The organism is Glaciimonas sp. PCH181 (genome assembly GCF_003056055.1).
In the GTDB taxonomy this organism is placed as follows: domain Bacteria; phylum Pseudomonadota; class Gammaproteobacteria; order Burkholderiales; family Burkholderiaceae_D; genus Glaciimonas.
Genome location: NZ_PYFP01000003.1, coordinates 221058 through 243402 on the forward strand (window position 1 = coordinate 221058; position 22345 = coordinate 243402).

Consider the following 22345-nt stretch of genomic DNA (forward strand, 5'->3'; position numbering starts at 1 on the left):
TGGATGTAAGAAAATTCTTAGTTACCGATTAGCAATGCTGTAAGCTCTTTTTTGCATCCTTATTTTTTTAATAATTAAACAACGCTTTTTAATTTACTTCATTTCACAAAAGCGTTTTAAATCCTTGTTTATTAAGTGCTTTAAAAATTCGCATCCGTGATCATGTTTTTCTCAATGCGCTAAAAGGTAAAAGATGGGGCTTTTATATCGACCAGACAATATGCTGACGCTGTGGTCAACGACTGTTCTGAGCGCCGCGATGAGCGTATTGTTAGTGGCCGGCCCTGCCGCTGCGGCACCAAATCCAGCCGATCCGTCAAAAGTCATCCATGTCGCGTTTGAGGCTGCCGATGATGGTTTCGATATGGTGCGTACTAACAACAGTCTGTATTCGTCATGGGTCGGCGAGGCAATATATGACAGCTTGCTGACCTACGACTATCTGGCGCGCCCTGCAAAACTGGTCCCCAACACCATCGAGGCGATGCCGGAAGTCAGCAAAGATGGGCTGACGTATGTGCTGCACATCAAGAAAGGCATCTTCTTTACGTCCGACCCAGCCTTCAAAGGCGTGCGGCGCGAACTGACAGCGCAGGATTATGCGTACTCGATCAAACGTATTCTCGATCCCAAAAATCGCTCGCCGCAAGCCAGTTCGTTTGAAGGCAAAATTGTTGGCTTAGATGCGCTGGTCGCAGACGCAAAAAAAACCGGTCATTTCGATTACGACGCGCCCATCGCCGGTCTTGAAACCCCGGACCGCACGACGCTACGCATCCAGCTAACCCGACTCGACCAGACGTTTCTTTATTTGCTGGCCCACGCAACCACCGGCGCTGTGGCCCGGGAAGTGATCGAAAAATACGGGCAAGACACGGGCCGCCATCCAATCGGTACTGGCGCATATTTTCTGAAAGATTACGTCCCACGCAGCAAAATTGTGCTGGAAGCCAATCCCGACTATCGGGGTTTTATCTGGAACTTCCAACCTTCCGGCGACGCCTGGGACAAACAACTGGTCAAAGACATGCAGGGCAAGCACATGCCGCAGATCGGCCGGGTTGAAATCAGTATCATTGAAGAGGAACAGCCGCGTTGGCTGGCGTTTGAAAGCAGTCAGCTAGATGTCGGTGAACTATCCGGAATTTCGGTTGGAAAGGCATTGGATAAAAATGTCCTGAAACCGCAATACGTCGCTCAGGGCGTTTCACTGTATCGCTTCGTCGGTCCTGAAATTACGCACACTATTTTCAACTTTAAAGATCCTGTCGTAGGCGGCTATACAAACGAGAAAATCGCGCTGCGGCGTGCTTTGGCGATGGCGTACAACCTGGACGATGAAATTACACTGATTCGGTTTGGTCAAGCCAGCAGAGCACAATCGGAAGTGCCGCCCGGCGTCGCCGGTTATGACCCAAAATACCGCAGCAGTATTACGTATGACCCACCGCTGGCGAATAAACTGCTGGATTACTTCCAGTACCGCAAAGGTGCCGACGGCTATCGCAATCTGCCAGACGGAAAACCGTTAACGGTTAAAATTTATTCCTCGGCCTCATCGCAAGATCAGGCGCGCATGGAATTATGGAAGCGTTCGTTGGATCAAATTGGGGTGCGGGCAGAATTTCCGGTCAGCAACTTCGCCGATAACCTCAAAGCCGCGTCCGAATGCAAGTTAATGATGTGGGGGCTGGGCGGTACCGCCAGCATCCCGGATGGCTCGGATTTCCTGGAGAGTTTCTATGGCCCAAATGCAGGTCAGGGCAATCTTGGCTGCTATTCCTCCGCCGCATTTGACGATGCTTTTCGAAAGGCGCGCGTGCTGCCGGATGGACCGGAGCGGCAAGTTCTGTACACCCGTATGGAGCGTCAGCTTGAAGCTGATACGGCGCAAGTCCTGCATTTGTCGCGTTTTCGCAATTGGGTTATCCGGCCTTGGGTAAAAGGCTTTAAAAAACATCCTATTCTGCATGCCGACTGGCAATATCTGGACCTCGAAAAACATTAATCCGGAGAGCAAAGAAGAATGAATTTATCGTGGTTACGTGGGCTGTTGATTAGCTCTTTATCGGTCACCCTGATCAGCGCTCTGCCGTTGCAGAACACCGTTGCCGCCTCAACCTCATCCGCAGATCCGGCCAAGGTGGTGCGCTTTGTGTTTGTCGCAGCGGAAACCGGTTTCGATCCGGCGCTCACGAACGATCTGTATTCGCAACTGGTGAATCAATCGATATTCGAACCTTTATTTACGTACGATTATCTGGCGCGTCCCGCCAAGCTAGTGCCATTGACAGCGCAAGCCTTACCGGAGGTTTCTGCTGACGGGTTGACGTACACCATCCGTCTAAAAAAGGGGATCTATTTCGCCGCCGATCCTGCCTTCAAAGGCAAAAAACGCGAGCTGACGATGGCTGATTATGTGTACTCTTATAAACGCTTACTCGATCCTCAACTCAGATCGCCGCAAGCCTGGCTGCTGGAAGGAAAAGTCATTGGACTGGATGAGCAGGCGGACAGCGCCAAGCAAACCCATCACTTTGACTACGATGCCAACATCCCTGGTTTTGAACTGCTTGATCGCTATACCCTGCGCATCCATTTGAAACGACCGGATTTCAACCTCGGCATGATTCTGGCGCATCAACCCACCGGCGCGGTCGCCCGCGAAGTGGTCGAAAAATATCGCGATGCGCAAGGTCAGATAATGGCCAATCCGGTCGGCACCGGGCCTTATTTGCTGACGCAATGGGTCCGCGGCTCACGCATGGTGCTGACGGCGAATCCTGACTATCGAGGGTTTATTTGGGATTTTAAGGCTGGCAGCGACCCTGAAGATCAGCGTATCGTCGCGCAGATGAAAGGTAAGCGCATGCCGCAAATCGGCCGAATTGAAATCAACGTCATGGTCGAAGATCAATCGCGCTGGCTGGCGTTTCAAAAAGATGAGATTGATCTTTTTCAGTTAGAAGGTGCACTTGCACCGCAAGCACTTTCGGGCGGCAAACTAAAGCCGGAATTAGTCGCAAAAGGGATTCAGTTATCGCGCATTGTCGATCCTGAAATTAGCTATTACTACTGGAATATGCAAGACCCGGTTGTAGGAGGATTGAGCAAAGAAAAAATCGCGCTGCGGCGCGCCATCGCGATGGCGCATGACGTTCGCGAGCAAATAAAGGTGGTCTTGAACGATGAAGCCATCGCGCTGGAATATCCGATACCGCCCGGCGTCGTTGGCTATGATCCGACCTACAAAAGCAGCATTCAATTTGAGCCGCAAGCAGCCAACGCCCTACTCGACACATTCGGCTATAAAATCGGCAAAGATGGCTGGCGCACCCTTCCCAATGGGAAGCCACTCAGCATTCGTTACACTAGCCGCCCGGATTCCAACGGCCAGCAACAATTGGAAATGTGGAAAAAAACCTATGATCTGATCCATATTCATATGATCGGTGATGCAATGCCGTTTCCGGATATTCTGAAAGCCGAGAAAGAATGCCAGTTGCAAGCCCGCACTGCGGCGTGGATTGCCGACTATCCGGATGGTGACAATTTTATGCAATTGTTTTACAGCCCGAATATTCATCAAAATAATAGTGGCTGCACCAAAATTCCTGAATACGACACGCTATATGCCGCCTCGCAAAAAATGCCTGCGGGACCAGAGCGCGATCTGCTGTATCACAAAATGGCCCGGCTTTTAGAAGTCTATGCGCCGATTCGTGCCGGTTATGCCCGCTATCGGAATATGTTGGCGCAACCGCGTGTGATCGGATTTAAAAAACATCCGATTTTGCCGACCGAGTGGATGTATTTTGATATTCAAAAGGGCAAATAACGTGCAACCGTCGACTAACGATTTTAGCCAAATGGACGCCCTATTCATGGAAAAAATGGTATGACAACTATCTCATTTTTTACGCCGCTGAGCCTGGCAGCGACAATCTTTACGTTAGCCGTGAATCCCGTTTCGGCGCAAGAAATCCAGCGCCCATTGCTGCCCATACTGAAGGCTGAAGAAGTCACGCCGTTATGCACCCGCACCTTAGCAACATTGCGGCAGCAAGTCAGCGTGACAGACCATCTTCCTGCGGCACATGCCAACGATACCAAAGCGGTTTTGGCCGATTGGAATACGCTACAAATTGCGTTGGAAGATGCACAGGGGCCGGTGGATATTCTCAACAATGTTTCGCCCGACGCCAGCGTTCGTAACGCGACTGAAGCCTGCCTGATCGAGTTGAATAAATTCTCTACCGAATTGCTGCAAAACGAAAAACAATATGCGCGTATCAAAGCGATCCGGCCTGACAATGCTATAGAAAAAAAACTACAACAGGATCTGCTTTATAGCTTTGAAGATACCGGCGTCGCATTAGCGCCAACTAAACGCGCCCGCTTAAAACTCATTCTGAATAAGTTGGATGAACTGAGTCAGGAGTTCGCCCGTAACATTCGCGATAATCGGCAAAAACTGGTGTTCACGCCAGCTGAAATGCAAGGGCTGCCCGCCAGCTATCTGGCACGTGCCAAGCGCGATGAGAATGGCAATTATCTGTTGGGTTTTGACTATCCCGATTACAACCCTTTTATGGAGTCTGCCGATAACAGCGATGCCCGGCGGCGCTATCAACTGGCGTTTGTCAATCACGGCACGCCAAAAAATCTGGTCCTGTTAAAGCAAGCGATGGATCTGCGTCATGAGATGGCCGGTTTGTTTAGTCTGCCCAGCTATGCCGATCTGGTATTGCGCCGTCGCATGGCAAAATCATCCAAGACCGTTTATACCTTTCTGAACGACGTTAAGGGTGCGGTAACGGCGCTGGAAATCAAAGAAATTGCGGAACTGCGCGCCTTTAAGGCGGAGGCCCAAAAGACACCGCTGGCGCAAACTCAACTCGCCCGCTGGGATATCGAATACTGGCAGCAAAAAGTCAAACAAACACGCTATAACATCGATCAGGAAGCGCTACGTCAATACTTTCCCACCGATGCGGCTGTAGCGTGGATTCTGGATGTATCGAGCACGCTGTACGGCATCACATTGCAACGCGCCGAAGTGCCGGTATGGGCCCCCGATGTGCAGTATTACGATGTCATCGATAACCAGACTAAAACCCGAATCGCCGGGATTTATCTGGACCTTTTTCCGCGCGAAGGAAAATACGGCCATGCCGCCGCGTGGGGCGTGCGCGGCGTCAGCACATTGGTCCAGCGCACGCCGATTTCAGTATTAGTCACCAACTTCGATCGCGGTGGTTTAAACAGCGACGAACTGGAAACGCTGGTGCATGAATTCGGCCACGTGCTACACGGCGTGTTATCGCACACCGCCTATGTCAGTCAGGCGGGGACTAGCGTGGAGCTGGATTTTGTTGAAGCGCCATCGCAAATGTATGAGGAGTGGGCGCGCCGCAAAGAATCTTTGGCATTGCTCTCCACCTTTTGCAAAACGCCCTGCCCGGCTGTCGACGATGCCTTGTCGCAACGCCTGACGGCGGCACACAATTATGGGCGCGGTATCCGCTATGCACGTCAACTGTTGTATGCCAGCTTTGACATGCGCATCCACGATCCCCAAGCCGCGACCGAACAACCGCTGGCGATCTGGCAACAGATGGAGGGTATGACGCCATTGGGTTATGTTCCCGGCACAGAGTTTCCCGGTCAATTCGGCCATTTGATGGGCGGCTATGCGGCAGGATATTACGGCTATATGTGGTCGGAAGTGCTGGCACTGGATATGCTGTCGCGCTATCACGGCAAGCTGATGAATCCTGAAGTCGGCCAGTTTTATCGCCAGACGATATTGTCACGCGGCAGCGAAAAATCCGGCGCAGAGATGGTCGAGACCTTTTTGGGTCGCGCCCCCAACAGCAAAGCTTTTTTTGCTGAAATTTCCGGCCAACGCCTGCAATAAGGACGCAACATGACTGCTTATATCCTGCGCCGACTATGGCAAATGGCACCGACCATGTTAGGCGTGATCCTGCTGGTGTTTTTTCTGTTCAATTGGGTAGGCGGCGATCCGGCGTACATTTTGGCGGGCAAGATGTCAAACCCGGCGCAGATAGCGAATATCCGCGCCCAGCTTGGTATCGATCAGCCTTACGTCGTGCAACTATGGATATTTATCAAGCAGATTGCGACCTTTGACTTTGGTGCCAGCTGGAGTACCGGCGAGGCGGTTTCTAACGTGATTCTGACGCGGCTCGGTCCTTCGCTGACCGTGCTGATTCCACTGACAATTCTGGAGACGCTGATCGCCGTCGCACTGGCGCTGGGGATCGCCTTTGTACGCGGCTCGATCACGGACCGGATGGTGATGATCGCCTGCACCGTCGGGATGTCGATCAGTATTCTAGTGTACATTATTTTGTTTCAATACTGGTTCGCCTACAAACTCAATATCTTTCCGGTGCAAGGCTGGGGCAACAGTTTCAGCGAAAATCTATTCCACTACTCAGCGTTGCCGATTCTGATTGGATTAGCTGTCAGCATCGCTCCCAGCCTGCGCCTATATCGCACCTTTGTGCTGGACGAAATCAATCAGGATTATGTGCGTACCGCGCGCGCCAAAGGGCTCAGCGAAAAACGTATTTTGTGGGTCCATGTACTCCGTAATGCGGCGATTCCGATTATTACAAACGTGATGTCGAATTTGCCCGCGCTGCTGATCGGCGCTTTTCTGATCGAACGCTTCTTTTCGATTCCCGGTATCGGGCGCGAAGTAATTTTAGCGGTCGAGCGCAGCGATTTTCCGGTCATTAAAGCAATCACGGTGTATGTCGCTGCGGCCACGATGCTGTTCAATCTCTTGACCGATCTGATGTATCAGGCGGTTGATCCTCGCGTTCAGCTGAAGTAAGAAAGCCCATCGCTATGTCATCACATGCAGATTTTCAACAGAATGATGCCTCTTCGGCTGCCTTGGTAGCGAACGCCTTTCTACGCACTGAACCGTCGCCGGGCTTGTGGGCCTTGGCCTGGCGCAGTTTGCGCGCTGATTGGATCGCAATGGTGGCGCTTGGGATCGTCGCCATTTATTTAGTCGTGCTAGTGCTCTCCAGCACCGGTTTGATCGCCAGCGACTGGAGCGACGAAGTGGCCGTGAATTACGCGCCGCCAAGCTTCGTCGGCGCACCAACGGCAGACACGGGCAACACCGCTGGCACCGTCACCGAAGCGCCACCGCCAGAGAATCCGCTAGATCCATTGGCCGACATTCTCCGCAAGCTGCGCGCCAGCAATACCGTCAGCCTGACTGTTCCAATCGTTGCCAATGACTACGGCATCGTCGATCCCTTGCAACAGGAAATGACCGCTATCCGCGCAAAGCTTGCCCAAGGTGGTGCCACAGCGATCACTGCGCGCAAGCTGACATTGCCGTTCGGCGCAGATAAATGGGGTCGCGATATCATCAAAAAAACCATTAAAGGCGCAGAAACTTCTATCGTAGTTGGCTTAATTTCGGCATTGCTGGCAACCGTGCTGGGGACTGTTTTTGCAGCGATATCCGGCTATTTCGGCGGCTGGGTTGATGATGTTTTCAACTGGTTTTATAGCATCTTCACGTCGGTTCCCTATTTGCTGTTGATTCTGGCGGTGGCGGCGGTGTTGCAACAAAAAGGCGTTCTGACCATCGTACTGATACTAGGTCTGACTGGCTGGACCGGTACGTTCCGCTTAATCCGCGCTGAATACCTGAAACATAAAACGCGCGAATACGTGATGGCAGCAGACGCGATTGGCGCTTCGCACTGGCGCAAGATGTTTTCGCATATTTTCCCCAACGTTAGTCACGTTGCGTTGGTACAGCTGTCGATTTTGGTGGTCGGCTTTATCAAGTCGGAAGTCATTTTGAGCTTTTTAGGTTTCGGCGTGCCGGTGGGCGTGGTGTCCTGGGGCAGCATGTTGAACGAAGCGCAAAACGAATTGATTCTTGGAAAATGGTGGCAACTGGCTGCTGCCAGCATCGCGATGGCGATTCTGGTCACGGCATTTTCGCTATTCACCGATGCGCTGCGTGATGCGCTCGATCCAAAGTTGAAATAGGAAACGCCATGACATTGCCGCATCATACTGATCTGAACGATGTATCTGAACAACCGACGCCGTTGTTGCAAATACGGGATTTACGCGTCTCTTTTCGGACTGATAAAAAACATACCGTCGAAGCAGTTAAAGGTATTTCTTTCGACATTCCTCGCAATACTACCGTCGCGCTGGTGGGCGAATCCGGCAGCGGTAAATCCGTCAGCGCGTTAGCCGTCATGGGCTTGCTATCGGCGGATAGCGCCAGCATCGCTACCACCAGCACCGTTCTTTTTGAAGGCCGTAACTTATTGGCGCTATCACCGGCCGAACGTCGACAATTGTGCGGCAAAGATATATCGATGATTTTTCAGGAGCCGATGACCTCATTGAATCCTGTCTTTACGGTGGGCTTTCAGATTGCGGAAGTCCTGCGTCAGCACATGGGGATGAACGCAAAAGCTGCCCGCGCCCGCGCCATCGCGCTATTAAAAGAAGTCGGCATCCCGATGCCAGAAAGCCGCATAGACGCCTATCCGATGGAACTCTCCGGCGGCCAGCAACAGCGCGTCATGATCGCCATCGCGATTGCTTGCGAACCGAAATTACTGATCGCAGACGAACCAACGACTGCGTTAGACGTCACCATTCAAAAGCAAATTATCGATTTGATCGCTACCTTACGTGAGCGTCACAAAATGTCGGTGCTGTTCATTACCCATGACCTCGCGTTGGTCGGTGAAATCGCCGATCAAGTCGTCGTCATGCGCAACGGCGACATCCGCGAACAAGGCCCTACCCGACAGATTTTTGAAGCCCCACAAGACGCCTATACCAAAGCCTTACTGCTATGCCGCCCATCCATGGATAGCCGTCCGTGGCGCTTGCCGGTCATCAGCGATTACATGAACGGCGATCTGGCGATTGATCATCCCTCACTGAACACGCGGCAGCGCCCGCGTGGACTCACAGGAAAAGAAGAAATCCTGCTGGATGTGCGCAATCTGGGGAAAAGTTTTTATGCCCGCGAAGGCTTATTCGGACGTAAAGAGTTCAAGGCCGTGCATGATGTTTCGTTCACGTTGGCACGCGGTAAAACTCTGGGTGTAGTTGGTGAATCCGGCTCGGGCAAAACGACCGTCGGTCTGACTTTATTACGGCTGCATCAAGCCACAAGCGGACAGGCGTTGTTTGAGGGGAAAGACATTTTAGCGATGTCGCGTAGCGATTTCATGGCGTACAAACGCCGCATACAAATTATTTTTCAAAATCCCTACGCTTCCCTGAATCCACGCTTCACCGTCGGGCAAATTTTGCTGGAACCGATGCGAATTCACAATATCGGCCGCGATGACAATGAACGCACTGAGATGGCGCTGCAATTGTTGCAAAAAGTTGGCATGCCGTCAGCGGCCTTCCAGCGCTATCCACACGAATTTTCTGGCGGTCAGCGGCAACGGATTACGATTGCCCGTTGCCTGACGCTAAAACCGGAAGTATTAGTCTGCGACGAATCGGTATCGGCGCTGGATGTTTCAGTGCAAGCACAGGTATTGAATTTATTGCAAGATTTGCAGGAAGAGTTCGGAATGAGCTATATCTTCATTTCGCATGATCTGGCAGTGGTTAAATATATTGCAGATCAGGTCATGGTGATGCATCAGGGTGAAGTCGTGGAATTAGCCAACTCGGACGAGTTATATCGCAATCCCACCAATGCCTATACCCGCTCGTTACTGCACGCCATTCCGCGTGGTCTGCGTAATTAGGCGTTTAAGTAGGAAAAAGAGGGGTTTTGCCCCCGATTTAGCTGCCGCCCTCATCGATCGAAGTGATCTTTGGTCTCAAAATAGTCGTTTTCACATGTTCAGACCAAAAAAAACCCGCTCACCTTACGGGAGCGGGTAAATCCAAACCTTAGGAGGTGTTGGAGGAGACAAATGAACTATATCGCACCGCAACATTATTGTCCTCTTCATTGTTTATATATCGAATATAGACAAATCGTATAACAGAAACTTTTCAATCCAGCCCTTCCTGGGGAATATCACCGCGTCACGCTGATAAACCTCCAAACAGCTACGTATCTTTATTCGTCTTAAACATATAGCAACGAAATTTAGTTATTTAATGTGATAATTGCCTTTACATTTTCTGAGGCGACTAATTGGATTATTTTTCCAGGCTCACCCTTAATCAATGATGAAGACACAGCTACGACGTTAAACTTGGTGCCGATAGGCAAAACTATCTCATGCTCCAGCAGTCCGCCGATGTCATAACCATTAGCCGTTATTTGATATAAGACGGGTATAGTTTGATCAAGATCCGGGCGGGTTTGATGGTCTGTTCCCGCAAAAAGATGCGCTGTTTTTTTGTCCGGGGTAGTCGACATAAAAAAATCAGTGCTGACACCATGCGTGCTGCCAGCGCGCGCATTTAATTCTGAAACCATTTTTTCGGTTAATCTAGTCCCACGATATAACGATAGGCCTTTCGCCTTAGGACATGTTTTCAATGCCTCGTGCATCAATTTAGCGCAGCCCTCATTTGTCTCCATATGCACTGAAGCAGCCCTCATTTCGTCAATACGAAATTGACTTAAAGCATAACTACTTCCTTCTAAATTTTTTGCAAACTCTCGTCTGGCCACACCGTGTAACTTTGGTTTTGGCTTACTCTCCCGACCATTGATCGCACTGGCACCGGCGTTGGTCTGGTAAATCAGTAATGCCCCTTTCATTTCTTTTTGGGTGTACGGCACGGCGTCAGCTTTTTTCGCGCCCATTATTTTTGCTTGATGAATCGCGATATCGATATCGGTAGGGCTATTATTTCCAAATATTTCGTGAACGGTGTTGATCGCCATCCGTTCATTGCGGGGCTCTTTACCCAGAAGGGCATGTAATAGCTGAGGTGCATCGAGAATTTTGGTAATCATGCTATTAATGGCAACAGGGTCTCGCTTCAAACTACTACCCGATGTGACCTTTGCCGAAACGCTGGGGTCGTTCTTTGGAGACGACATAGGTTGAAGAACATTTTTTACACCCGTTAAAGACTGCGGCAGAAGTCCTGATGGTGTCGCCGCCAATTCAGGAGGACGTACGGATGATGAGGAGGTTGGTTGAATATTCATGGGATTTTCAAAAAATTTAATCCTAACCAACATCATAGAAAATTACTTTTAAAAATTATTCAATAGTAGTTAATAACTATTGTTAATTAAACCTCATTCGCCCCTCTTTTAACGATTTGGCTACGATCAAATAAATCATCGAGTGGTTGATTTTATGGCCGATAAAACATCGCGCTATAAATACTTAGACGAAAAAAAAACCCGCTCACCTTGCGGGAGCGGGTAAATCCAAACCTTAGGAGGTGTTGGAGGAGACAAACAAACTATATCGCACCGCATCATTTCCGTCCTCTTTATTGTTTGTATAAGCAATATAGAAAAGCCGTATAACAGGGGTACAAATGTATCTAAAAACAAACTTCAACTACCGCCCTTTCATAGTCTCCTGATACAGGAGAGGCAAAACCTTATGAGTGAGACCCCTTACTTCACTTTGAAAATGTCTTACGGATTGCCCAAACGAACCACTGTTCAGTGACGAAAATGCCTTCGTATGTTTCAATAAGTTATTTAGATTAGTTACTGATTTGAGTGTTGCTTTGAGGCCTGACTTCTGTGTTAGGTTTTCTTCAAGTTTCTTAATATCAATTTCTATTTTTTTCGCTGCCTGCGTACTTTTCCTAGTCAAGGTATTTTCGTTTCTTGCAAGCTTTAAAAATGCAAGAATGTACGTCTTGCTTTCAAGTATTTCCTTACGTATAAAATCCGCACCTTCTGAGCGATTTGGTGGAACGTATCCTGATACATGGCGGGTGATCTGCATGATTGCCCTTGAATTAAACAAAAAATTGTATCCGCTTGAATCGTTTCTTTCATTCAGAAAATACTCTTGAAACGTTATTGACCGTGCGCTCAATTAAACTTAATCAAATCCTATTCGCACCCCCAAAGACAACACGCTATTCGCCGCGCCACCACGGCTAAATTGTCCGTCGACATTTGCGTACCAGCTCCACTGGCGATTGATTGCTGTGGAAAGACCGACGCCGACCCATCCAGAGTTGCGCGCCAAACTGATGCCCTCCACGGTAAATTGACTGCCCGGTGCGCCAGTGAAGCCTGCGGAAAAATTCAGGTTGCCGCTCGAAAATGCATGTTGCCACGCCGCATACGCTTGCAAAACACTTTTGCCTGCGAACCAATCAACAGTGGTTTGTCCGCGCACGCCTGCTATGCCAGCGGTTTGCTGATATGACTGACTGTTCGCAGTCAAACCGAAGCTGCCACCGCTTTCGGCAAAGCCGCCGCGTTTCAGTCGGTCATAGGCCACACCGATAAACGGCGTCACCAAGGAATAGCGCGATAATTTCGTTGCGTAGCCATACTCGGCATAAGCGGAGAACATATTGTCCGTATGGTCCGCCTGTAGATTTTCAATCTCAGTCCCGGCAATCGCCGTCCGGTTCACCGTGCTGGAAACAGTCGCGATACCGGCCCGACCGGCGATATAACCACCGCCATTGAGTGCGTTGTCGGCATTCTCTTTGTTCAAAGCGTAACGTCCGTAAAGCGATACACCGGTATTCTGGCTTTTGGAATTGCCACCGAAACGGTCGAAACTGGCATGACTATCCGAATACGCCACCGACGCTCCAACAATCGTCTTATCGTTGAGTTGCGTATCAATCCCAAATTGGCCGCCTAGCGTAGACGTATCAGCGCTGGCATAACCGGTTTCATTCAATTTGCCAGAAGCACCAATCGCGCTGACCCAGAGACCAGTTTTTAGCTGCGTATCTTGCATCCCTAGTTGCGATAGCCGACTCGACAAAGTCCGGTTCACTGCCTGCGATTGCTGGAAAGTCAGCGCCTGTGCCGAAGCGTGAATCTGACCGGACAAACTATCCAGCGCGGCCCCTAACGCGGCCACATTGGCGACACGTTCCAAGGCCGCTGCGCTGGCAACCAATGTCGCGTTATTGCCACCGGTTTGCCCGTTTGCCACCATGGTGTCGGCTGCCGTCATTGCCTGCTCGACATTAGCGGCCGTATTGGTTCTGGTAGGGTCTGCAGCAAAGGTTTGCGCGGCAACCGTGGTGGCGACGCGCCCGATCGTCAAATCCACTTCTTTGGGGCCGTAGGTTAACTGAGCGTTCAGTAACGGCGGAAAAGCAGTCCCAACGCTTTGAAAACCAACATCGCTGAAAGTATTCAGCACAGCCGTCCCTGCGGTAACGACTTTTTGAGGCGTGCTATTTGCCTGCGCCGTGACATAGGCATTAGCATCTGCATTGCCAGCGGGGACGGTTGCCACCAAATGTGAGCCGCCCAAGGTCGCCGTCCCCCCAACAATGAGCGTCGCGTTGATGTCGTTGGCAAGCACGGCGTTCACCGATGCCGTGTAATTACCGGCAATTGCCAGACCCGCGCCGGTATTACTCAGGCGTCCGTTGTTGGTGACGTTGCCGCCGATGCGGCCACCATTGCCAGATAAATTGCCACTGGCGTCGATTTGCACGCCGGACGTAATCGATCCTGTGATATTCAGCGTGCCGTTAGCCACCTCGTTATTGCCAGAGTACCTGTTTGCGCCGGACAACGTTAACGTACCGGTGCCACTCTTGACCAATCCGGCATCGCCGGCAATTGCGTTACTAAACGTGGAGGAAACCGTATCGAAACTAACGTTCACATTTGGACCAAGCGCCAGACTTTGCGCAAATAACGCAGGACCATTTACCGCTTTACTGGCGTTGAGCAAGCCCCAGCCGTAAGTCGCAGTGTCGCCCATACTGGTCGCGGTGGATAAAATAGTTTGCCTAAGCAAATCGGCATTCATCCATGGATACACTTGCTGCACTAAAGCGACAGCGCCGGTCACTGCCGGGGCCGCAAAGGATGTGCCGTACACGCGCTCACCAGCACTGGGCGACACGAAATCACCCGGCGCTGCCAGACACCAGTTGGCAGCCACGCCGCAACGATTGGCGTAACTTGCAATGCTGCCGGGCACCGTATCCGCGTTTGAGTAAGCCTGTGCACCGCCGACTGCATTCACAGCGGTCACCGCAATCCAGCCTTTTTGCAAGTCAGGATAAAGCGATGGCAAGCCTGCCGTCAGCGAAGGTTGCGCCGCGCCACCGTTGCCTGTGGCCCACACAAACAAACCACCTTTTGCAACGAAGGGCTGATAAATGTTGTAGTAGGTGCCGCTATCGGAGGGAGATGCAATCGTGCCGACCCCGACAGATTGATTAAAAATTTTGACGCCGCTGTTATACAGAAAATTGTAAATAGCCGCGCTCAACACCACGCCATCCGTTCCCTCCCCAGCCGCGACGCCCAACATCTGAACACCAGGTGCAATGCCGACATTTTTCCCACCCAAGATTTCAGCGACATCCGTTCCGTGCATATTGCCGTTGCCGTTCTGACCTAAAAAACCGCCACTGCTGCCCCCACTTGCCGGGGTATAAACGGCTTTGCTGACGCGTCCAGCAAGCTCTGGATCAGTTACATCAAAATCCGTATCCACTATTCCCACTGTCACCCCAGCCCCGGTTATTCCACGTGCGTGGGCGGCGGCAACATTGCTGGGATCGCTGGGATTGTAAGCGCTGGATATGGGCGCTGGTGACGTGCCGGGCTGGGTGGAAATGAGCGTCGTATTACCAGGATTTTGACTGCCGCCACCACCGCCACCGCAACCGGAAAGCAACGCTAAGACGGCAAGCGAGAAGATAGATAAAGGAAAATAATGTGCGCGTTCATGATGCATTCCTGGCCTCGCTTATTAACGTGCGCAAAATTACTTTGGTGTCCTGCATGTAATTGAACGGTGTTTTGAAATAGAGGCGGATTAAATTTGTCTCTTCATTTTTTGCTCGTCGCCATTTATTTCCGTATCGAAATTTCGGCAAAAATATACCCGCTCGGCGACTCGCTCAATAAGATTAAAGCAAGTGGGCGACGTTCGACAACGACGAATCTTTTGCGCAGAAATATGTGAATGAAAAGAGAATGTCAACACTGTTAAACAGGGTGTTACAACAAGTCGCAGTACACCACGGATTAGGTGGACTTTTGGGTGTAAATTTTTAAAAATGAATGGAAGATATAAGAGTAAGGACGACCTTGGTTGAGGGTTGCAGCGCCGATAACGAAGCATAAATAAAAACTGATGGCGCTACGCGTCCATCGTGAAGCAATTGTTAAATGGGCTAAATCACCACATTTTTTGCATCCAATTAACGGTGAATTATTTATTTAATTCTTGACCTGTATCAAATTTAAATGCGCAACGATGAGCAAAAAATAATTGTTTACCGTTTTAGAAGTCACTTCTCCTACAACTATCTTCCCTTCCGGCATTAAAAATGTCGGCGTTAAAACGACACAAAAATGCCGCATCAAATTTACATTTCAAAATGGTGCAATAAAGAGATATTGCTGCCATCGATTCTTCTATACCAAGAGTATATTTTTTAGAACGACGCCATTCAGCTTGCTTCTGTGCAATGCTTCCATCTTCAGATTTATGTGCAAAATGTTAGTTAAACAATGAAAAAAATTTCCACCCTTAATCGATCGACTTTGATGTTCCCGCTGGCGCTGGTGCTATTTGAATTTTCTGTCTATATCGCCAATGACATGATTCAACCGGGGATGATCGTCGTCACGAAAGAGTTCGGTGCCAGCGCTACATGGATGGCATCGGCGATGACTGCCTTTTTACTGGGTGGTGCGTTGTTTCAATGGCTGTTTGGACCGCTGTCAGATCGGATTGGGCGACGGCCTGTGATGTTGGGCGGCACGGTCTTTTTTATTCTTGCCTGTCTGGCAACCTTGTTTTCTAACAGTATCGAAAGTTTTATCGTGTTGCGCGTGGTGCAAGGGATCGGGTTATGTTTTATTTCCTCTGTCGGCTATGCAGTAGTGCAAGAAGCTTTCGAAGAGAAAGCTGCGGTTAAAGTCACCGCCTTGATGGCTAACGTGGCATTGATCGCGCCGTTAATTGGCCCGGTTGCGGGTGCGTTCATGATTGAAATGTGGCCTTGGCGGATGGTGTTTGTCTTCATCGCCGCGGTCTCTTCTGTAGCGTTGATTGGGCTTGTCATGCACATGCCGGAAACGGTGCTGCAACGTAAGGAAAAGTTGCCGCTGATGCAGATTTGGCACGACTATCGGGAAGTATTTTGTAATCGTTACTTTTTGAAGGGTGCGCTTTCAATTCCATTGCTGGCAGTGCCGTTGATTGGCTGGATTGCGATGTCGCCATTGATTTTGGTCAGCGATGGACATCTGAGTGTGATTGATTATGGTTTGTGGCAAATTCCTGTTTTTGCATGCCTGATTGCGGGTAATCTTATCCTTGCCACGCAGGCGGATCGCTGGCGGCTTGGCACCTCCGTCAAATATGCGCTTTATCCGATTGCAGCCGGAATTGTTGTAATGATGGTTGGTAGCGTTATCTTCAAAACGCCGTACTTTTTGGTGCTTGGGATTAGTTTGGTTTCTTTTGGTGAGGGATTATCCGTGGCGGTATTGGTGCGGTTTACCTTGACTGAAAGTGCTATATCAAAAGGCACCGTTGCGGCGGCAATGGGGATGGTGAGTATGTTGATGTATGGGATTGGGATTGAGTTGTATAAATTGCTGTATGCGTTTGCCGGGATGATCGGATTTGCATTAATGTCGGCGGTGGTTGCATTGTTGTATTGGCGTTTGTCGCGAGATGTTGTGCAGCGGGCGATGGCGGCGCGAGTGACTGGCCATGGCGTGAAGCAAGGATCAGCGCGATGATGTTTTAGTGGTCTTTTGCTGTTGGTTAAACGTTGTCATGGCGCGGTCATTGAGTAGTTATAATATTTTTTAGCACCCTTTTTAGTAGCACCTATTGATGTCATTTTTTACTTGTCTCTTTTACTGATCTCTAACGTTGTATTTCCGAAAAACTTTTTCTGAGGGAACTATCATGAGCGCAAAAAAAATCCTGTTTCTCGCCGGTGATTATGTCGAGGATTATGAATTAATGGTGCCTTTTCAGGCGTTGCAGATGGTGGGGCATCAGGTGGATGTGGTGTGCCCTGATAAAGCCGCTGGTGCGCGTATTCGGACGGCAATTCATGACTTTGAGGGAGATCAGACTTATAGCGAAAAGCCGGGACATAATTTCACGCTGAATGCTTCATTTAGTGATGTTGATGTGGCGCATTATGATGCGTTGTTGATTCCGGGCGGACGTGCGCCGGAGTATTTGCGTTTGAATAAACGGGTGATTGAGATTGTGCAGCAGTTTCATGCGGCTAATAAACCGATTGCGGCGGTTTGTCATGGGCCGCAGTTGTTGGCTGCAGCTGGGGTGCTTAAAGGGAAAACTTGTTCGGCTTATCCTGCTTGTGCGCCTGAGGTTGAATTGGCTGGTGGGACTTATGCGGAGATTGACGTTACGGCTGCGCATACGGATGGGAATTTGGTGACGGCACCAGCTTGGCCTGCGCATCCGGCTTGGTTGGCGCAGTTTTTGAAAGTGCTGGGGACGAAAATTGAGTTATAGGTTGAGGTTGGTTTTTTAATTCGGTTATTCGGTAATTGAAACGGGGCGCTCTCCGTCGATGCTTGCCGAGGACGGCCCGGCTGCCGAGCCGCCCTCGGCTTGCGTCAACGGAGCGCAACCCGTGAAATCAATCACCAACACCGAACTAAAAAAAAATAGCTTGCAGAGCCAAGCCCCACAAGCTATCAATCCAATAAATACAAATTAAACCTAAATCAAACCAAGACTTAAATCACCGTCGACAAAGCCAAAGTAAACAACAACGCTATTACCGAAATCAACGTCTCACAGACAGTCCATGTCTTCAACGTTTCAGTAACAGTCATATTGAAATACTCCTTCACCAACCAAAATCCCCCATCATTCACATGCGACAAAATCAACGACCCAGCCCCTGTAGCCAACACCATTAACTCCGGACGTGTCCCAGCAACACTAGACACAATCGGCGCAACAATCCCGCAAGCCGTAATCATCGCAACCGTCGCAGACCCGGTAGCAACGCGAATCAAAGCAGCCACAAACCACCCCAACACCAACGGCGACAAATGTGCGCTAGTAGCAATCCCGACAATCGATGTCGAAATCCCGCTATCTTTCAGAATTTGCCCAAACCCAGCACCCGCACCAACGATCAAAGTGATCCCGGCAATCGGTGCCAAACTATCTGTCGTAAATTTAAGAATAGCCTCGCGATTAAATCCACATGCTTTACCAAAGGTATAAAAACTTACCAATGCAGCAATCAACAACGCAATAACCGAATTACCAATCAAACGTAGAAAATCATTAAGGAAAGTCTTCGGCGCAAAGAAAACATCCGCCCAACTACCCAACAACATCAACACCACCGGCAACAAAATAGTCGCCAACGTAATCCCTAAACCCGGCAAATCACGTTCTCTGTTAGTTTCAACAAACTGCGTCAACAATGGATTATCCGGATTAGGAAACACAAACTTTGAAATCAACTTAGCAAACAATGGACCAGCAATAACCGCCGTAGGAAGACCCACGATCAGCGCATAAACAATCGTGCGTCCGATATCAGCGTTATACGCAGTCACTGCATACAGCGCGGCAGGATGCGGCGGAATCAAACCATGCACCACCGACAAACCCGCAACCATCGGAATCCCGACCAAAATCATCGACGTACCAGTACGCTTGGCAACGTTAAACGCAATCGGAATCAACAACACAAAACCGACTTCAAAAAACACCGGCAAACCAACGATCAACGCTACCACCATCATCGCCCAATGCACGTTCTTTGGGCCAAAAGCACCAATCAACGTATTCGCAATCCGCTCGGCACCGCCAGACTCGGCCATCATTTTGCCGAACATCGTCCCCAACCCGACCACCAGCGCAATATGCCCAAGTGCGCCACCGACGCCTTTTTCATACGACTTAACGATGCCGTCCATCGGCATACCCACCGCAGCGCCCAAAATCACAGACACCACGATCAATACGATGAACGGATTCATCTTGAATTTTGCAATCAATACTATTAGCGAAATCACTGCGATCAGTGCATACGCCAATAACATGTTTCCCTGAACCATCTCCATTACCTTCTCCTAAATTGGGCACCCCAAAGAACCGGCTTACTGGACTTGCTGATGACTTAATACAGCGAGCGCATCTTGGGTTCTCAATCTCACCATAGAGACTGCAGTTCTTTGAGGAGCTCTTTATATCACATCAATCTGCTGTCATTTTTATACTTTTTTGTAGCAGTCGATACGGCGGACTTACAACATCCAGCCGGACGCTATCGCTTAAACGCGATGCAATCGACTTCGACTTTACAATCCACCACCATCGGCGACTGCACACAAGCACGGGCTGGTGGATTGGCACCGAAGTATTCTTTAAATACCCGGTTGAATGACTGAAAATCACGGGTGTCATCAAGCCATACGCCGCAACGCACCACATGTTCCGGGCCATAGCCAGCCTCGGCCAGGATCGCCAATACATTTTTAATAGCCTGATGCGATTGCGCTACGATGCCGCCATCAATCACCTCGCCGTTTACAAACGGCACCTGACCGGAAACATATAGCCAGCCGTCTGCTTCTACTGCACGCGCAAATGGCAAATGTTGTCCACCAGTTCCAGAACCGCCTTCTACGCCGTATCGTTTGATCGTCATTTGTTTCTCCTGTAAAAATGCATGAAATACTGCTTAATTCTAAAATATGCGTACTTAATATGTTGCTAAATTGCTTGTTAAGCCATCACCGGCAGCGGCCGACCGCGTGCCAAAAAGCGTCCGGCACGATCCCCGGTCGCTGCTTTTTCTGCGCCACCCCGATACGACAGCACGCCATTTACCCAGACCGCCTCGATACCATGCGCCGGTTGCATCGGATCGGTGAATGTCGCTGCATCCCTGACCGTTTCGGCATCGAACAACACCAGATCGGCCCAATACCCTTCACGCACCAGACCGCGTTCTGTCAAACCAAAACGCTCGGCAGACAAGCCGGTCATTTTGTTAATCGCCACAGTTAAAGGGAAAAGTTTTTTCTCGCGGCTGTAATAGCCCAACACCCGTGGAAACGCACCCCACAAACGCGGATGCGGCAACGGGTCATTCGGCAAGCCATCCGAACCGACAACCGTCGCCGGATGACTAAGGATGCGATTAACGTCATCGTCATGCATGCCGTGATACACCGCGCCTGCTGGCTGTAGGCGCTTGGCAGTCTCAAATAAATCAAGATTCCATTCAGCGGCGATGGCGGCTAATAATTTGCCGCCCATTTCCGGATGCGGTTCCGACCATGTGACCTGAATATCAAACGTATCGGTGACTTGTTTTAGATCGAGCGTGGAAGAGCTGGCAGTATAGGGATAACAATCGCAACCGATCGGCTGATAACGCTGGGCTTGCTCTAGGGCGGCCAGTACCTCGCCACTACGGCCCCAGTTGTCGACGCCTGCGCACTTCAAATGCGAAATAACGACCGGCACGCGGGCGTGTTTGCCGATCCGAAATGCCTCATCCATTGCGATGAGAATATCGGCGAACTCACTGCGTAAGTGGGTGGCATAGAGTCCACCGGCAGCTGCCAGTGGTGCGGCTAAGGCCATCACTTCGGAAGTTGGCGCGCTGATCGCGTTGCCGTAGGCCAGACCGGTACTCAGACCCAATGCGCCATTCGCCAATGCTTCGATTAACTGTGCGCACATGGCGGCGATTTCTTCGTCGGTGGCAGCGCGATCCAGTCGATCCATCTGGTTATTGCGCAATGCTGTATGGCCCACCAGCGCGGCGACATTGATCGACGGCCGGGCCAGATTGACTGCGGCGACGTAGCTGGCAAATGTGGGATAACTGAAGTCTTCGGCCTCACCCAATAAATTCATTGGGTCCGGCGGCGCACCTTGAAGACTGACAGGGGACGCGCTGATACCGCAATTGCCGACGACGACAGTGGTGACGCCTTGCGATAATTTAGGCAGCATTTCCGGCTGACGGATAACGTTGGTGTCGTCATGCGTATGCACATCGATAAAGCCCGGACTGAGCACTTTGCCGCTGCCATCGCATTCAAATGTCGCGGTCCAGCCCGCTATCTCGCCAACGGCGGCTATCTTGACGATGCGACCGTTTGCGATGGCGACATCGGCGTTAAATGGCGCTGCGCCACTGCCATCGATTAACGACACATTGCGAATCAGGGTGTCGCAACTGTTACTGTTTGAGGCGTTCAATTTGTCAGCATCTGTTGTCATTTTAATCTCCTAGCGGTTCACGATTGCCACTGCCGCGATGCGCATCGAGCGTAAACTTCAGTCGCCGCAGCAATTCCTGACTGTGATCTTTTTGTAGTACGGCCAATTCGGCCATCAAGACATCCAGCACCATCATCATGGCGTAGCGTGACGACGATGGCTTAAAAATAAAATCCGTTTCCAGCGACTTGAGTGGCAATAACACATCCGCCATTGCCGCCAGCGGCGACCCCAATGCGGTAATCGCCACCAGACGCACGCCGTATTCTTTCGCCACCGCGCAATTGGCCAGCAACTCGGGCACATTGCCAGTGGTGGATAACACCAACACCACATCATTTTTATCGAGTGTGGCGGCGACCATACGCTGCAACATCGCGTCGTGATAGGTCGCTGCCGGACGACCTAATCGCACCAAGCGATAGCGCGCCTCGTCAGATAGCATGGTTGAGCCGCCGCCCATGCCGAATGCGTAAATCATGCGCGCACTGAGCAATAATTGTGCGGCACGTTGCAAACTATCTTGATTCAGCATGGCGCGATTGACTTCAAGCACCTTGCCAATGTCGGCATAAATAATGTCTGCAATCTGCGGCACACGCCCTTCTTCTGGCGGTGTTTCTGCATCCAAAAATCGTTGTCCGATTGCCGCAGCTTGCCCCAACTTCATTTTCAGATCACGCACATCGCGACATCCCACTGCTTTTGCAAAACGCGTCACGCTGGCTTCGCTGACACCGGCCAACTTTGCCAGCGTGTTGATGCTGGCTGCTGCGGCCTGCGGCAAATCGCCCAAAATCGTTTGTGCAACCTTTTGCTCGGCCAATCTGAGTTGTCCGCTGCGCTCAGAAATCCGCGTAACGATATCGAACGCAGGGGCGAACGGTGCGGGTGTGGGTGCCAATGTGGACGACATACGCGGT

Annotated in this window: 15 protein-coding genes; 8 read left to right on the plus strand and 7 right to left on the minus strand. The window is 50.5% G+C overall.

Translation table 11 applies throughout. The features are described 5' to 3' along the window. Window positions 1-193: 193 nt before the first annotated feature. Genes C7W93_RS21720 through C7W93_RS21745 form a run of 6 tightly spaced genes read left to right on the plus strand, consistent with a single transcriptional unit; the run spans window position 194 to window position 9803 of the window. On the plus strand, window positions 194-2008 hold the full coding sequence (locus C7W93_RS21720) for an ABC transporter substrate-binding protein (RefSeq protein WP_225869995.1): 1815 nt from the start codon (window positions 194-196) through the stop codon (window positions 2006-2008). A gap of 18 nt (window positions 2009-2026) precedes the next feature. Beyond that, window positions 2027-3838, plus strand: a complete 1812-nt coding sequence (locus tag C7W93_RS21725; protein WP_108442428.1) for an ABC transporter substrate-binding protein — start codon at window positions 2027-2029, stop codon at window positions 3836-3838. Between the two features lie 60 nt (window positions 3839-3898). Further along, on the plus strand, window positions 3899-5920 hold the full coding sequence (locus C7W93_RS21730) for a M3 family metallopeptidase (protein ID WP_108442429.1): 2022 nt from the start codon (window positions 3899-3901) through the stop codon (window positions 5918-5920). 9 nt (window positions 5921-5929) lie between these two features. After that, on the plus strand, window positions 5930-6868 hold the full coding sequence (locus tag C7W93_RS21735) for an ABC transporter permease (RefSeq protein ID WP_108442430.1): 939 nt from the start codon (window positions 5930-5932) through the stop codon (window positions 6866-6868). 14 nt (window positions 6869-6882) lie between these two features. After that, a complete protein-coding gene (locus tag C7W93_RS21740) occupies window positions 6883-8055 on the plus strand; it encodes an ABC transporter permease (protein ID WP_108442431.1) in 1173 nt (390 codons plus the stop codon). Between the two features lie 8 nt (window positions 8056-8063). Further along, complete coding sequence (locus tag C7W93_RS21745) at window positions 8064-9803, plus strand: ABC transporter ATP-binding protein (RefSeq protein WP_108442432.1); 1740 nt, start codon at window positions 8064-8066, stop codon at window positions 9801-9803. Between the two features lie 350 nt (window positions 9804-10153). On the opposite strand, the gene C7W93_RS21750 is transcribed toward C7W93_RS21745, so the two are convergent. From C7W93_RS21750 to C7W93_RS21760, 3 genes are all read right to left on the minus strand, one after another. Then, window positions 10154-11173 (minus strand): hypothetical protein, encoded by a 1020-nt coding sequence (locus C7W93_RS21750; protein ID WP_146177597.1) that lies wholly within the window; start codon window positions 11171-11173, stop codon window positions 10154-10156. A gap of 364 nt (window positions 11174-11537) precedes the next feature. Next, window positions 11538-11936: a hypothetical protein gene (locus tag C7W93_RS21755; protein WP_108442434.1), complete on the minus strand. Its 399-nt coding sequence runs from the start codon at window positions 11934-11936 to the stop codon at window positions 11538-11540. A gap of 99 nt (window positions 11937-12035) precedes the next feature. After that, on the minus strand, window positions 12036-14891 hold the full coding sequence (locus tag C7W93_RS21760; protein WP_108442435.1) for an autotransporter serine protease: 2856 nt from the start codon (window positions 14889-14891) through the stop codon (window positions 12036-12038). 782 nt (window positions 14892-15673) lie between these two features. Between C7W93_RS21760 and C7W93_RS21765 the strand changes: the two genes are divergently transcribed. Then, a complete protein-coding gene (locus C7W93_RS21765) occupies window positions 15674-16915 on the plus strand; it encodes an MFS transporter (RefSeq protein ID WP_108442436.1) in 1242 nt (413 codons plus the stop codon). A 172-nt stretch (window positions 16916-17087) separates the two neighbouring features. Next, window positions 17088-17669: a DJ-1/PfpI family protein gene (locus C7W93_RS21770; protein ID WP_108442437.1), complete on the plus strand. Its 582-nt coding sequence runs from the start codon at window positions 17088-17090 to the stop codon at window positions 17667-17669. 227 nt (window positions 17670-17896) lie between these two features. Here C7W93_RS21770 and C7W93_RS21775 read toward each other — a convergent pair whose 3' ends face one another. The 4 genes from C7W93_RS21775 to C7W93_RS21790 all read right to left on the minus strand — a co-directional run bounded on the left by C7W93_RS21775 (window position 17897) and on the right by C7W93_RS21790 (window position 22338). Further along, window positions 17897-19246 carry a GntP family permease gene (locus C7W93_RS21775; RefSeq protein ID WP_108442438.1) on the minus strand — a complete coding sequence of 450 codons (1350 nt, stop codon included), beginning with the start codon at window positions 19244-19246 and terminating at the stop codon, window positions 17897-17899. Between the two features lie 203 nt (window positions 19247-19449). Then, on the minus strand, window positions 19450-19833 hold the full coding sequence (locus tag C7W93_RS21780; RefSeq protein WP_108442439.1) for a RidA family protein: 384 nt from the start codon (window positions 19831-19833) through the stop codon (window positions 19450-19452). A 77-nt stretch (window positions 19834-19910) separates the two neighbouring features. Beyond that, complete coding sequence (locus C7W93_RS21785) at window positions 19911-21422, minus strand: amidohydrolase family protein (protein WP_108442440.1); 1512 nt, start codon at window positions 21420-21422, stop codon at window positions 19911-19913. 1 nt (window position 21423) lies between these two features. Further along, a complete protein-coding gene (locus C7W93_RS21790) occupies window positions 21424-22338 on the minus strand; it encodes a MurR/RpiR family transcriptional regulator (protein ID WP_108442441.1) in 915 nt (304 codons plus the stop codon). Window positions 22339-22345: the final 7 nt, after the last annotated feature.

What these genes read in the sequence shown, in the direction of transcription:
- C7W93_RS21760 (WP_108442435.1), bottom strand. Translation starts at nt 14,891, where the DNA reads ATGCATCATGAACGCGCACATTATTTTCCTTTATCTATCTTCTCGCTT.
- C7W93_RS21735 (WP_108442430.1), top strand. Translation starts at nt 5,930, where the DNA reads ATGACTGCTTATATCCTGCGCCGACTATGGCAAATGGCACCGACCATG.
- C7W93_RS21755 (WP_108442434.1), bottom strand. Translation starts at nt 11,936, where the DNA reads ATGCAGATCACCCGCCATGTATCAGGATACGTTCCACCAAATCGCTCA.
- C7W93_RS21775 (WP_108442438.1), bottom strand. Translation starts at nt 19,246, where the DNA reads ATGGAGATGGTTCAGGGAAACATGTTATTGGCGTATGCACTGATCGCA.
- C7W93_RS21785 (WP_108442440.1), bottom strand. Translation starts at nt 21,422, where the DNA reads ATGACAACAGATGCTGACAAATTGAACGCCTCAAACAGTAACAGTTGC.
- C7W93_RS21720 (WP_225869995.1), top strand. Translation starts at nt 194, where the DNA reads ATGGGGCTTTTATATCGACCAGACAATATGCTGACGCTGTGGTCAACG.
- C7W93_RS21740 (WP_108442431.1), top strand. Translation starts at nt 6,883, where the DNA reads ATGTCATCACATGCAGATTTTCAACAGAATGATGCCTCTTCGGCTGCC.
- C7W93_RS21745 (WP_108442432.1), top strand. Translation starts at nt 8,064, where the DNA reads ATGACATTGCCGCATCATACTGATCTGAACGATGTATCTGAACAACCG.
- C7W93_RS21750 (WP_146177597.1), bottom strand. Translation starts at nt 11,173, where the DNA reads ATGAATATTCAACCAACCTCCTCATCATCCGTACGTCCTCCTGAATTG.
- C7W93_RS21725 (WP_108442428.1), top strand. Translation starts at nt 2,027, where the DNA reads ATGAATTTATCGTGGTTACGTGGGCTGTTGATTAGCTCTTTATCGGTC.
- C7W93_RS21770 (WP_108442437.1), top strand. Translation starts at nt 17,088, where the DNA reads ATGAGCGCAAAAAAAATCCTGTTTCTCGCCGGTGATTATGTCGAGGAT.
- C7W93_RS21790 (WP_108442441.1), bottom strand. Translation starts at nt 22,338, where the DNA reads ATGTCGTCCACATTGGCACCCACACCCGCACCGTTCGCCCCTGCGTTC.
- C7W93_RS21730 (WP_108442429.1), top strand. Translation starts at nt 3,899, where the DNA reads ATGACAACTATCTCATTTTTTACGCCGCTGAGCCTGGCAGCGACAATC.
- C7W93_RS21780 (WP_108442439.1), bottom strand. Translation starts at nt 19,833, where the DNA reads ATGACGATCAAACGATACGGCGTAGAAGGCGGTTCTGGAACTGGTGGA.
- C7W93_RS21765 (WP_108442436.1), top strand. Translation starts at nt 15,674, where the DNA reads ATGAAAAAAATTTCCACCCTTAATCGATCGACTTTGATGTTCCCGCTG.